Origin of the sequence: Celerinatantimonas diazotrophica (genome assembly GCF_004339545.1) — a bacterium.
Classification (GTDB): Bacteria; Pseudomonadota; Gammaproteobacteria; order Enterobacterales; family Celerinatantimonadaceae; genus Celerinatantimonas; species Celerinatantimonas diazotrophica.
In genome coordinates this window covers 175,251-188,270 of sequence record NZ_SMGD01000017.1, presented here as the reverse complement: position 1 = coordinate 188,270, position 13,020 = coordinate 175,251, and the positions used below count along the sequence as shown (strand labels likewise).

Annotated in this window: 13 protein-coding genes; 9 read left to right on the top strand and 4 right to left on the bottom strand. The window is 45.4% G+C overall.

What is annotated here, in order from left to right:
• Nucleotides 1–128: 128 nt before the first annotated feature.
• Entirely contained in the window at nucleotides 129–338 is a 210-nt protein-coding gene (rpmE, locus tag EV690_RS16540) for a 50S ribosomal protein L31 (protein WP_131914126.1), read from the bottom strand.
• 359 nt (nucleotides 339–697) lie between these two features.
• On the opposite strand from rpmE, the gene priA reads away from it, so the two are divergent.
• The 6 genes from priA to rraA all read left to right on the top strand — a co-directional run bounded on the left by priA (nucleotide 698) and on the right by rraA (nucleotide 8,194).
• Nucleotides 698–2,905, top strand: a complete 2,208-nt coding sequence (priA, locus tag EV690_RS16535) for a primosomal protein N' (RefSeq protein WP_131914125.1) — start codon at nucleotides 698–700, stop codon at nucleotides 2,903–2,905.
• Nucleotides 2,906–3,011: 106 nt separating this feature from the next.
• Complete coding sequence (gene argS, locus EV690_RS16530) at nucleotides 3,012–4,760, top strand: arginine--tRNA ligase (RefSeq protein ID WP_131914124.1); 1,749 nt, start codon at nucleotides 3,012–3,014, stop codon at nucleotides 4,758–4,760.
• A gap of 105 nt (nucleotides 4,761–4,865) precedes the next feature.
• On the top strand, nucleotides 4,866–5,324 hold the full coding sequence (locus EV690_RS16525; RefSeq protein WP_165872790.1) for an SPOR domain-containing protein: 459 nt from the start codon (nucleotides 4,866–4,868) through the stop codon (nucleotides 5,322–5,324).
• Nucleotides 5,325–5,563: 239 nt separating this feature from the next.
• Nucleotides 5,564–6,091, top strand: a complete 528-nt coding sequence (gene hslV, locus EV690_RS16520) for an ATP-dependent protease subunit HslV (protein WP_131914122.1) — start codon at nucleotides 5,564–5,566, stop codon at nucleotides 6,089–6,091.
• A 24-nt stretch (nucleotides 6,092–6,115) separates the two neighbouring features.
• Nucleotides 6,116–7,450: an HslU--HslV peptidase ATPase subunit gene (gene hslU, locus EV690_RS16515; protein WP_131914121.1), complete on the top strand. Its 1,335-nt coding sequence runs from the start codon at nucleotides 6,116–6,118 to the stop codon at nucleotides 7,448–7,450.
• Between the two features lie 255 nt (nucleotides 7,451–7,705).
• Nucleotides 7,706–8,194: a ribonuclease E activity regulator RraA gene (rraA, locus tag EV690_RS16510; RefSeq protein ID WP_131914120.1), complete on the top strand. Its 489-nt coding sequence runs from the start codon at nucleotides 7,706–7,708 to the stop codon at nucleotides 8,192–8,194.
• A 53-nt stretch (nucleotides 8,195–8,247) separates the two neighbouring features.
• On the opposite strand, the gene EV690_RS16505 is transcribed toward rraA, so the two are convergent.
• Entirely contained in the window at nucleotides 8,248–8,457 is a 210-nt protein-coding gene (locus EV690_RS16505) for a cell division protein ZapB (RefSeq protein ID WP_131914119.1), read from the bottom strand.
• A gap of 95 nt (nucleotides 8,458–8,552) precedes the next feature.
• Here EV690_RS16505 and EV690_RS16500 point away from each other — a divergent pair, with 95 nt between their 5' ends.
• Entirely contained in the window at nucleotides 8,553–8,804 is a 252-nt protein-coding gene (locus EV690_RS16500; RefSeq protein ID WP_224054977.1) for a DUF1653 domain-containing protein, read from the top strand.
• Here EV690_RS16500 and cysE read toward each other — a convergent pair.
• Together cysE and EV690_RS16490 are read right to left on the bottom strand one after the other, a co-directional pair.
• On the bottom strand, nucleotides 8,801–9,580 hold the full coding sequence (gene cysE / locus EV690_RS16495) for a serine O-acetyltransferase (RefSeq protein ID WP_131914118.1): 780 nt from the start codon (nucleotides 9,578–9,580) through the stop codon (nucleotides 8,801–8,803). The two genes, EV690_RS16500 and cysE, sit on opposite strands and share 4 nt — an antisense overlap.
• 46 nt (nucleotides 9,581–9,626) lie before the next feature.
• Nucleotides 9,627–10,532, bottom strand: a complete 906-nt coding sequence (locus EV690_RS16490) for a cation diffusion facilitator family transporter (RefSeq protein WP_224054976.1) — start codon at nucleotides 10,530–10,532, stop codon at nucleotides 9,627–9,629.
• A 416-nt stretch (nucleotides 10,533–10,948) separates the two neighbouring features.
• Here EV690_RS16490 and EV690_RS16485 point away from each other — a divergent pair, with 416 nt between their 5' ends.
• Both EV690_RS16485 and EV690_RS16480 read left to right on the top strand, forming a co-directional pair.
• On the top strand, nucleotides 10,949–11,641 hold the full coding sequence (locus EV690_RS16485; protein WP_131914116.1) for a response regulator: 693 nt from the start codon (nucleotides 10,949–10,951) through the stop codon (nucleotides 11,639–11,641).
• Nucleotides 11,626–13,020, top strand: a complete 1,395-nt coding sequence (locus EV690_RS16480) for an ATP-binding protein (RefSeq protein WP_131914115.1) — start codon at nucleotides 11,626–11,628, stop codon at nucleotides 13,018–13,020. Before EV690_RS16485 ends, EV690_RS16480 begins: the two co-directional genes overlap by 16 nt.

Here is a 13,020-nt window from a genome sequence, read left to right as displayed (position 1 = left end):
AGGAAGGGCATGATATCGGACGAAATACAACAATAAAAAAAGTCTGATGCATCACATCAGACTTTTACAATTCGTTTCACACAGAATCATTACTCTTTTAGGCAACGTATCTGTCGCAACGGTTCGATTTACTTAGCAAATTTACCGAAACGTTTGTTGAAGCGATCCACTCGGCCACCAGTATCAACTACGCGTTGTTTACCAGTGTAGAATGGGTGACATTTGTCACATACATCTAAAGAGATGTTACCCGCACGAGTTGAGCGAGTTTTAATCACGTTACCGCAAGAACAAGTGGCAACAAGTTCTGCATATTCTGGATGAATGCCAGTTTTCATGGGAAACCTCATAATCAGGCCGTGTCGCTATCAAGCCCGAAGCCAGACACCACACGAAACATTAATCATAAAAAAGAGTATATACTCTTTAGTTCAGGGCGCGAATATTAACGGATCAAGCTCTTGGCCGCAATGCTTTTATGGTGTTTTTTTCACCGTTACCACCCTATATTAGCCCTTGATCGACAATTATAAGTTTTAACCGCCAAGAGCCGTTAGACTGACATTATAAAAGCCAATACACTGCATTGCTTATCTGTTGACTATCTTATGACTCAGGTGCTTTACATGAATGCCAAACAACCATTAAATCCCATCTGCAAAAAGCCAAATATCTTGATTGACCAAGGATGGTGCTAATGCGCTTGGTTCGAGTGGTCTTGGCAACGCACATTCGTCGCAGTTTTGATTATTTGCTTCCCGAGCAGTTACCAACCCCAGCCATTGGCGCTCGGGTGCAAGTGGTGTTCGGCAAACGCAATATGACCGCAATCGTCATTGAATTGCCAGATGAAACGAATATTGCACTTGAGAAGCTACGCCCCATTGAAGCGATACTCGATGAACAACCGCTGCTGAATAGCCAATTACATCAGTTATTACGCTGGGCAGCCAGTTATTACCACTATAACTTGGGTGATATTTATCTGCAGTCGCTGCCCAAATTACTGCGTCAAGGGCAATTGGCGAAGCATCCTACAGTCAAAGCCTGGCAACTGACCGACGCCGGCAAGCACCATTATCAACAACTTAAACACACCACCAAAGCTCCCCGCCAAAATCAAGCGCTGGCATTGCTCATTGAGCATGAAGGAAAAGTAGCTCACGAAATTTTTCTTAGAGCTGGTATTACTCAGTCCATCCTCAGTACGCTTGCGAGCAATCACTATGTGCAACCCACCGAGCTTAGCAGCTCACTAACACACTATGAACCGCTTGCTGAGTTAGCCGAACAGCCTCTAAAACTCAACCGCGAGCAAGCCATCGCAGTTGCGGCGATTAATAGTAAAGCGGGACAATTTGCACCTTTTTTACTGGATGGGATCACCGGTTCAGGTAAAACTGAAGTATATCTACAGATCCTAGAGCCTATTTTAAAAGCCGGACAGCAAGCATTGATTTTAGTCCCAGAAATAGGTTTGACTGCTCAGACTATCGCGCGATTTGAAAAGCGCTTTAACCTGCCCATGGCTATTTTACATTCAGGATTGAATGATAAGGCGCGCTGCGCTGCATGGCTAAAGGCCAAAGATGCTCATGCGGCGATAATTATTGGCACTCGCAGCGCTTTATTTACGCCAATGTTACACCCAGGGATCATTATCATTGATGAAGAACACGACAGTTCTTTTAAACAACAGGATACCTTTCGCTACCATGCGCGTGATGTTGCTCTCATGCGTGCCAAGCTTGAACAGATCCCAATTGTCATGGGCAGCGCGACTCCTGCATTAGAAACACTCAACAATGCATTAATTGGCCGCTATCAGCACCTTGAATTAACAGAACGTGCAGGGCTGGCGAGTGTCGCTAGCTATGCATTAGTTGATATCCGTGCCCAACCGCTCCGGGCAGGGTTATCGCCACAGGTGCTCAAGGCGATGCAAGACACATTAGGACAGGGGCAACAGGTGATGCTGTTTTTAAATCGCCGCGGTTATGCCCCCGCGCTCTTGTGCCATGAATGCGGCCAAGTGGTTGAGTGCGAGCGCTGCGAGCGCCCGTATACTTTACACCACCATCCACCACATCTGGCCTGCCACCATTGTGGGAGTCAGCGGGCCATTGCCAAACAGTGCCAACATTGCGGCTCTACACATCTGGTAACTACCGGGATCGGTACCGAACAAATTGAGAGCGAACTACAACAGTTATTTCCCGATGTTTCGATAGCGCGAATTGACCGGGATAGTACTCGACGCAAAGGGGCGCTCGATCAGGTGCTTGAAGAGATCACACAAAACCAACACCAAATCTTAATCGGCACCCAAATGCTGGCCAAAGGCCACCATTTCCCGAGTGTCACCATGGTGGCTATTTTAGATATCGATCATGCTTTATTTAGTAGTGACTTTCGCGCTTCAGAGCGTCTTGCACAGCTGTTTATTCAAGTATCCGGACGTGCTGGTCGCTCAGGAATGGCTGGCAAAGTCTACTTGCAAACTCACCATCCTGAACACGAATTATTACAGGATCTGATTAATAATGGATATGGGCATTTTGCTCGCTTTGCTCTGGCTGAGCGTAAACTCACCGACCTCCCCCCTTTTAGTTACCAGGCATTACTGCGATTTGAAGCTACCTCATTGAATCACCTGAATACCCTTGGCCAACAGCTAGAACAGTTTGCTCAGCAACACCAACAGAGTGGCTGCTGGATTTTTCCGGTTAACGAAGCGCCCGTGCCGAAACGAGCCGGAAAATTTCGCCAACAACAGTTAATTCAAGCCAATGCGCGCAAAAATCTGCATCAGCTCATCAGCATACTGATCGACTATCTTGAGCAGTTACCCGCGGCGAAGCGAGTTCGCTGGTCAGTAGACATTGACCCGATCGATATGATGTAACTTCAATAAGAAATCGGTTAGCTGTAGTGTTTCGTTGCATTTGACGGTAAAATGTTCGCCCTCAAATTTAAACGAATGAATAAGCCAGACAGGTAAAAATCCAACCATGAAAGAGCTCATCGTAAAACTACTTGAAGCAACCATCGATCAACTCAAACAACAGGAACTGCTTCCTAGTGATTTGAATGCTCGCATCATGGTCGATAAAACCAAAGATAAAAGCCACGGTGATTTGGCGACTAATCTTGCACTGGTGAATTCCAAACCTGCCGGCCATAAGCCGCGTGACTTGGCGCAGTTGATTGTCGATAACCTGCCCAACAGTAACTTAGTTGAAAAAACTGAGATCGCCGGCCCCGGATTTATTAATTTTTATCTGAACAGCCAATGGCTAGCCAGTCAGGTTGAACAGATGGCGCAGTCTAAAACTTTGGGGATTGTCCAAGATCAACATCAAAACGTGGTAGTTGATTACTCAGCGCCAAACGTCGCCAAAGAGATGCATGTCGGCCATATTCGCTCAACCATTATTGGCGATGCGATCGTTCGGGTCTTAGCGGCACTCGGCAATCATGTGATTCGAGCCAATCATATTGGTGACTGGGGCACCCAGTTTGGGATGCTCATTGCCAATTTAGAAGATCTCGCCAAAGAGCAAGGCATCGACCCTACCCATATTAGTCTGGCCGATTTAGAAAGTTTCTACCGTCAAGCCAAGCAGCGCTATGATAGCGATGAGCAGTTTGCCCTGCGAGCCCGTAACTATGTGGTTCGCCTGCAAGGGGGGGATGAATACTGCCATACTATGTGGCGTAAGCTGGTTGACATCACGCTGAACCATAATCAGCAAACGTATGACCGGATGGGCGTATCACTCACCAAACAAGACGTCATGGGTGAGAGCCTTTATAACGACATGCTGGCAGGTATTGTTGACGATTTACTCAAACGAGGCATTGCCGTCGAAGATGAGGGTGCGACTGTCGTTTTCCTAAAGGAATTTAAAAACAAAGATGGTCAACCGATGGGTGTGATCATTCGTAAAAAAGATGGTGGCTACCTGTATACCACTACCGATATTGCTTGCGCGAAATATCGTTATGAAACGCTCAAAGCAGACCGTGTGATGTACTTTATCGATAGCCGTCAGCATCAGCATTTATTGCAAGCTTGGACCATCGTCCGTAAAGCTGGCTATGTCCCTGAATCGGTTTCATTGGAACATCACGCCTTTGGCATGATGCTTGGCAAAGATGGTAAGCCATTTAAAACACGGACCGGTGGCACGGTAAAACTACGCGATTTGCTAGATGAAGCTGAAAACCGTGCCCGTGAAATGATTAAAGAGCGCAGTAGTAATTTATCTCTAGAGGAACAAGAACAGGTGGCACGCACCATCGCGATGGCTGCTGTGAAATATGCTGATTTATCCAAAAGCCGCACTACCGACTACGTGTTCGATTGGGACAATATGCTCGCTTTTAACGGCAATACAGCACCATACTTGCAATATGCGTATGCCCGCATCTGTGCCATCTTTCGTAAAGCCGGGGTGACATTACAAGAACATCAAGCCTCATTAGAGCTGAATCAAGAACAAGAAGAAGCACTGGCTCAACAGCTTATCGCATTTAATGATGTGGTTCATCAGGTCGCAGCTAAAGGGATGCCACATCTGTTATGTAACTATCTATACGACTTAAGCGGACTGTTTATGAGCTTCTATGAGGCATGCCCAATTCTTTCAGCTGACGATTCTGTTAAAGCTTCTCGCTTGCAATTAGCGGCATTAACCGCCAAAGTGCTCAAACAAGGGCTAGCCTTGTTGGGAATTAACACCTTAGAGCGGATGTAAACAACGATGGCGAGGGATTATGTAGGGCGCAAGCCCAAGAACAATAAAAAGCACCCGAGGGGCAAAAAACCAGCGCCAAAACGGCGCTTTCCACTCGGGGCTCTTGTGCTACTGCTAATTGCAATTATCGCATTTGTCACATTGCTTTATAAAATTAATAATTCCGCGACCAAACGGGCACCGTTACCAACAGCAGTGGTTCCTGCGGCAAGCAAACCGGTTACGCTCAAACCGTTACCCAAACAACCCAAGGTGCCTGCCTACATTGAAGAGTTGGAAAATAAGCAGGTTAAGGTAAAGGTTCCAAAACAGAAAGAATCAACGCATCAATACCAGATGCAGTGTGCTTCGTTCCGTAATCGTGATGATGCCGATAAATTGAAGGCTCAAATTGCCTTTACCGGCCTCTCAAGCCAAGTTCGACGCAGCGAAGGAAAAAATGGCGTATGGTACCGAGTTGTATTGGGCCCTTATAAAACTCGCCGCTCAGCCGACAGTGACCGCCATCTGTTGCAGCGTAATGGCATTAACGGTTGTCAGCTATGGTATTGGAACTGGAAGTGACCGCTAAGATTTAACCACTTTGGGCAACAAGGGCTGGATAAAACAGCCCTTTTTACTACCCTTTTTACAAAAGGACAACCGGCTAGAAATTAGTCAACTCGTGTTCATTCTAAAATTTTTGTTATTCTTGTATCGATTCAGTAAGCATTTCCCCTTGAAAAAGCGGTGTCATTGCCCCATATCCACATCATTATCTGCTGATCGTAACGCGATCTAATTCAGCAACAGAGAGGTTTATTGTGACTACTATTGTATCTGTGCGTCGCGGCAATAAAGTTGTGCTAGGCGGTGATGGTCAAGTTACCTTGGGTAATACCGTCATGAAAGGCAATGCCCGTAAAGTTCGCCGGCTCTATAACGGCCAAGTTTTAGCTGGTTTTGCTGGTGGCACAGCAGATGCGTTTACTTTGTTCGAGCGCTTTGAAGCGAAACTTGAAATGCATCAGGGGCAATTAATGCGAGCGGCTGTAGAGCTTGCCAAAGACTGGCGAACTGACCGCGCCCTGAGACGCCTTGAGGCACTCTTAGCGGTCGCTGATAAAACCGCCTCGCTCATCATCACCGGTAATGGCGATGTTTTACAGCCAGAGCACGACATCATTGCGATGGGTTCTGGTGGCCCCTATGCACAGGCTTCGGCATTAGCGCTGTTAGAAAATACCGAGTTGGACGCTAAAGACATTGTCGAGAAGAGTTTGACCATTGCTGGAAGTATCTGCATTTATACCAATGCCAACCAGACCATCGAAGAACTCGACATCGAATAAACAAATCATTTACAGGATCCCATCATGTCTGAAATGACTCCTCGCGAAATCGTATCTGAGCTTGACCGCCATATTGTTGGACAAGCCGAAGCCAAACGAGCAGTTGCCATTGCATTGCGTAACCGTTGGCGCCGTATGCAGCTTGACCCAGAACTGCGTCAAGAAGTAACACCTAAAAATATTTTGATGATTGGTCCAACTGGGGTTGGTAAAACTGAAATTGCCCGCCGCTTGGCTAAATTAGCGAATGCACCATTTATTAAAATTGAAGCAACTAAGTTCACCGAGGTCGGTTACGTTGGCAAAGAGGTCGACACAATCATTCGAGATCTCGCTGACGTTGCCATGAAAATAACCCGTGAACTGGAAATGGAAAAAGTGCGTTATCGCGCCGAAGAACATGCCGAAGAACGTGTGCTTGATGTGCTATTGCCATCAGCAAAATCCAGTTGGAATGACGATAGCGAAAAAGAAAACCACAATCATACTCGACAGGTTTTCCGCAAGAAACTGCGAGAAGGCCAGCTCGATGATAAAGAGATTGAAGTAGAAGTCGCTCAGCCTCAGGTCGGAGTTGAAATTATGGCTCCCCCCGGAATGGAAGAGATGACGAACCAATTACAAAGCATGTTCCAAAACCTGGGCAGTCAGCAGAATGGCAAAAAACGCAAAATGAAGATTAAAGATGCGTTAAAAGTGCTAACCGAGGAAGAAGCCGCCAAACTACTAAACCCAGAAGAACTCAAAGAAAAGGCACTCGCAGCGGTTGAAAACCAAGGGATTGTCTTTCTTGATGAAGTTGACAAAATCTGTAAACGCGGGGAGTCCTCAGGGCCTGATGTAAGTCGAGAAGGTGTGCAACGTGACCTCTTACCTTTGGTAGAAGGTTCAACAGTTAATACGAAACATGGCATGGTTCGAACCGACCACATTCTGTTTATCGCCTCCGGAGCGTTCCAAGTTTCCAAACCATCGGATCTTATTCCAGAACTGCAAGGTCGTCTTCCGATTCGCGTCAGTTTAAATGCACTGAGTTCGAGTGATTTTGTCCGGATCTTAACTGAGCCGAATGCTTCGCTGACCATGCAGTATAAAGCTCTGATGAAAACTGAAAATGTGAACATTGATTTCACAGATGATGGAATTGCACGGATTGCTGATGCCGCTTGGCAGGTCAATGAGCGCACTGAAAATATCGGTGCACGCCGACTGCATACAGTCATGGAACGGTTAATGGAAGAGGTCAGCTTTAGTGCCGCCGATCATGATGGTCAAACCATCACCATTGATGCTGGATATGTCAATGAACATCTCGGCGAACTGGTTGAAGATGAAGATTTAACTCGCTTCATTTTGTAGAACAAATAGCATCCACTCATAGCTGGCTGGCTTAAGCCGGCTATTTTTATTTGCTAACAACAACACGGCTCTGGTGCTCTTAACACTCCGTTTTTAAGTCGCTTACAGATTCACTGCAGCGAGAAAAAACCTAAATTTTTGTGAAGAAACGCTGATTCCCCTATGCTCTTATCGTTTCGTCATATTTTTTCAATTGAAAACGGAAACTTAGGGTTTATACTTGGGCCATATGTCATCAAGCAACGAGATCTTATTATGGAATACAACACATCGGAATTATGCGACATCTATGCAGACACAGTTGATGTGGTTGAACCCATATTTGCTAGCTTCGGCGGTCAAACTTCATTTGGCGGCTCTATCGTTACGATCAAATGCTTTGAAGCCAGTGGACTCATCAACCAAGTCATTCAGGAAGATGGGGAAGGAAAAGTATTGCTGATCGATGGCGGCGGTTCGATGCGACGAGCCTTAATCGATGAAGCAATGGCAACAACAGCACTGGAAAACGGCTGGGAAGGTATCGTCGTTTATGGTTGTATCAGAGATGTCGATGCACTTGAAGATCTCGATATTGGCGTGCATGCGATGGGCTCTATTCCTGTAGGAGCCGATTTTGAAGATGAAAATGGGGAAATTAACGTTCCAGTTAACTTTGGTGGGGTGACTTTCTTACCTGAAGATCATTTATACGCTGACACCACTGGAATCATTCTCTCACCCGATACGCTTGATTTGGAATAAATAAAAAAATAGCAGCTACGAGGCTGCTATTTTTTACTTTCCTGAATAAACGATTATTCTTCTGAATTCACGTTGTTGATACGTCCCAACAGTGATTTTAAGCGATCTTGCCAGGCTTGTTGTTCCTGATGGAGTCGATTATTCTCATCACTCAGTTGACTGTTTTGTTCTTTAAGTTCATCGATTTCCATTCTCAATAATTCAATATTTTCCACTGCGGCCTGGATTTTAGCTTCCAGCTCTTCTAGTAATTCAAACGACATAGCTGCTCCTATCAAGTAGAATAAACGTGCGATAATAAGATTAACGGCTTGCTCGAAGCATACCCTTGTCGCGGCAAGTCAACAAGGAGTTCAGCGTGAGCGCATCGTCATCTGATGAAAAACCAAACAACATTCCCAAAGCCGGCATCTACCGCCATTTTAAAGGAAATAATTACGAAGTTTTAGACATTGCCCGCCATAGTGAAACCGAAGAATGGATGGTGATCTATCGACCATTATATGGCGAACGGCAACTGTGGGTACGACCTTTGAGCTTATTTAATCAGTTGGCCGAAAAAGACGGCCAAAGCTGTCCTAGATTTCAACTGATTGACCAGAAAAACTAGATAGACTGACTCATCGTACTTGCTGGGCTGTCACACTCTGGACGGCCCACTATTTTTGCCGGGACCCCAGCCACAGTTGTGTGCTCGGGAACATCTTGTAATACCACACTTCCGGCGCCGACTTTCGCACCTCTGCCCACTTCAATATTACCAAGAATTTTTGCCCCGGCCCCAATCAATACACCCCGGCGGATTTTCGGATGACGATCACCACTTTCTTTCCCTGTCCCACCGAGAGTGACAGACTGCAAAATAGACACTTCGTCCTCAACAATGGCCGTTTCCCCAACTACAATTCCGGTGGCATGGTCCAACATAATACTACGACCGATTTGGGCGGCCGGATGGACATCCACGCCAAAGACCACAGAAATTTGATTTTGCAGATAACTGGCCAATGACTGACGATTATTTTTCCAAAGCCAATGGGCAACGCGATAACCTTGCAGAGCATGAAATCCTTTAAGATATAAAAGTGGAATCGCGTAATGAGCCACCGCAGGATCTCTGTCGACGACCGCGACAATATCGGCTGCCGCCGCATCTAGAATATCCGTCTCACTACGAAAGGCTTCTTCAATGATCTCCCGAAGTACAATCGACTGAACCGTCGTGCTATCAAGCTTGCTCGCCAACTGGAAACTTAACGCCGAGCGCAAGCTTTTGTGATTTAAAATAGTCGCATGAAAGAACGAACCCAGCATCGGTTCATCAACCGTAAGCTCTCGGGCTTCAATGACAATTTGTTCCCAGACTTGTTGGCGAGTAAGTATCATAATGACTTATTTTTTCCCTTCACATTTTAGACAACACAACATTCGTTTAAAAATGATACCCGGATTTGACCTCTTGTTCGACAATTGAAAGAGGATCAAGATGAATAATCACATCTGCTTCTGGCCATCTCGCTTGCAATTTATGCTCAACTTGCATACTAATGCTATGTGCATTTATCAGTGATAAGTCATCTGCGAGCTCGATATGAAATTGGATAAACTTAATTTGTCCTGCTTGCCGAGTCCGCATATCATGCAGACCAGCAACGCCATCCACCCCGAGTGCTATTTCCCGGATAGCGGCTTTGGTCGAATCATCAAGTTCTCTATCCAATAGGTGCTGAAAAGCATCAAAACCAATGCGCCAAGCACTATGCAGCACATAAGCCGCGATCGCAATAGTAAAGGCACCATCAGCCCATGACCATCCCCAACGATCTAACACTAACGCAACAATCACCGCGAGGTTCATCAAAATATCAATGCAATAGTGCAATGAATCGGCATGAATCACCTGATTATTTGTTTTTTTAACCACATACATCTGGTAACCAACCAGTAAGGCTGTTGCGACAGTGGAAATGATCATGACAATGATCCCCACTGAAGTCGATGTCAACGGTTTGGGACTCCACAGTGAACCAACCCCAGTATAAAATAGAATAATCCCTGTCCCACCGATAAATCCGGCTTGTACTAATCCAGCGATCGGTTCTACCTTGCCATGACCAAAGCGATGTTCATTGTCAGGCGGACGTAATGCATAACGAACCGCAAAAACATTAACCAGCGACATGCCAATATCCATTAACGAATCGACTTGTGAGGCGAGTATACTCACGGCCCCGGTAAGCCAGTACGCAGCACTTTTAATAATCAATAATAAAAGCGCAACCAAGGTTGCCATTAAACTCGCTGAGTGTACCAATTTGACATAATTGTTATCTGCCACTCTATCCCTCATCAGAGTCCAAACCAGTTTATATTGTAACTAAATTACGTAATGGGTGGTGTAAAAAAGCGCAAAAGTAATATTAAAACAGTGCTATAAGGCAATAATTGCTCATATTTTTCATGAATGAAGAAAAATTCGTTATGATTAAGCCATAATAATGAATTCCAATAGATATGTCGTTCCATGAGGGATTGCTATCAGTGGCTAACCAGCCTAATCTGATGGTATTAGTATTGATAGCCACACGACCATGATGCTAAAAACTATGAAATACCGATTTAACCGCTAGTACTCGCAAAACTAAGTAAAGCAGGGTAAAACATTCAGAAAAATATCTTTAGTCCGTTACACTGTTTTCGCCTGACCAATAATACTTATATGGTTGATCGGACTATCACAAGAGGAAGCGCAATATGAAACTGCTGATGATCGACGATGATCAGGAGCTTACTGAATTACTTTGTGACCTTTTAACTTTAGAAGGTTTTGAATTTGAAGCGTGCCACGACAGCCAATTGGCCATGCAACATATTTTACAAAAACATATCGATCTTGTCCTACTGGATGTCATGATGCCAGGCAAAAACGGCTTTGACATCTTACGCGAGATGCGCGCCGCTCGCTTAGAAATTCCAGTGTTAATGCTCACCGCAAAAGGCGATGAATTTGACCGTGTGCTCGGATTAGAACTAGGGGCCGATGATTACCTACCAAAACCATTTAGTGATCGGGAGCTCTTGGCTCGTATTAAAGCTATTTTGCGCCGAACCCATCAGGTAAAAATTCCAGAAGAAAATAGTGATGACCAAGTTAGCCATGACGACTTAGTGGTCTATCCACGCCGTCAGGAAGTCTTACACCATGGTGAGCCCATTGAACTAACCAGTACTGAATTTTTGCTCCTCGAACAATTTTTGCGTCACCCTGGAGAAATTCTTGATAAAGCAAAACTCAACGAGCAGGTGTTGGGAAAAAAATTAATGCCGTTTGATCGCAGTCTAGATATGCACGTTTCAAACCTGCGCAAAAAAATCCCCGATCGAGATGACAACCAACCTCGTATAAAAACAGTTCGCGGTAAAGGGTACCTATGGTTGCAATGGTAAAACGCCTTTCTCAATATATCAGCAGCCTGTTTTTTAAAATCTTTTTGGCATTTTGGGTCATTTTAATTTTGACCGTTGGCACCGCCTTGCTGATTATGCAATTGAGCATCAATACCGACCATCCTTTACCAGATTGGGCTCGCCAAGAACTGCAACGCAACGCCTTTATGTTGCACTACGGACCTCCCAGTGATTTTCCGTTTCTGCCACCGGGATTTCATAACCTGCTGCAACCGCATTCATCAACCCCCAGTCTGATTCTGGTTAGTCATACTGGAGAAATCGTCAACGCGACAAATATGGGACGCAACCGGCGAGAAATCATACGGTTTATTTTAAGTAACGATAAACAAAAAGATCCCAAACTACGCATCCTTGGGACACAACGCGTTGTCTTTGGTCCGCAGAAAGTTCAGTTAAATGGTTCAAGTTATCTCCTCTATATCAATCGAAAAATCAGTCCAGAACAAATGGATGCACTAAGTCATTTTCAAATGCGACCCGAGACGTTGATAGGGATGCTGGTAGTATTCAGCCTCATTGCATGTATTATGTTAGCTTGGCACATTGCGGCACCACTTAAGAAATTGCGTAACGCTGCCAACCAAATTGCGATGGGCGATCTCTCGGTGAAACTTCCGGATATTCACCGCCGAGATGAGGTCGGACAATTAGCCGAAAGCCTTTCCCAAATGTCGACGACCTTATCCAATGCAATTACCAATCAGCAGCGCTTACTCAGTGACATTTCCCACGAACTACGCTCACCGCTCACCCGGCTCAATATGGCAGTAGCACTCAGTAATAAGCGCTATGGAGCAACCAAAGAGCTGCAACGTATTGAGCGCGAAGCTGAACGTTTAGAAGAGATGATTCGAGCGTTGCTTGGTTTATCTCGCATGCAGTTGGATGAAAGTAAATTAGAACAGCAAAATTTAAATGAACTGCTTGAAGAACTTACCAATGATTGTCAATTCGAAGCCTCTCAGGTCGGTAAAACATTTATTCTGAGTAATCAGGGACCCGAGGTCATTTACTGCTTTCCTGAGGCGCTATTGAGCGCCGTTGAAAATCTCTGTCGCAACGCAATTAAATATGCCAGTCAAACGATTGAACTTACCATCCATCACAATGCTCGCCAATTGATGTTTAGCGTGATTGATGATGGCCCAGGGATCCCTGAAGATGAGCTCAAGGAAATTTTTCGGCCATTTTATCGCGCCAGTGAAGCCCGCGACCGGGACTCAGGCGGTGTTGGACTAGGTTTAGCGATTGCAGATTGGGCAGTACGTCAACATGGTGGACGCATTGAAGCAAAAAATCGGGCCACGCAAACGGGTCTGTCGGTCACCATTTATCTTCCCCATCGTGCTCGCTAA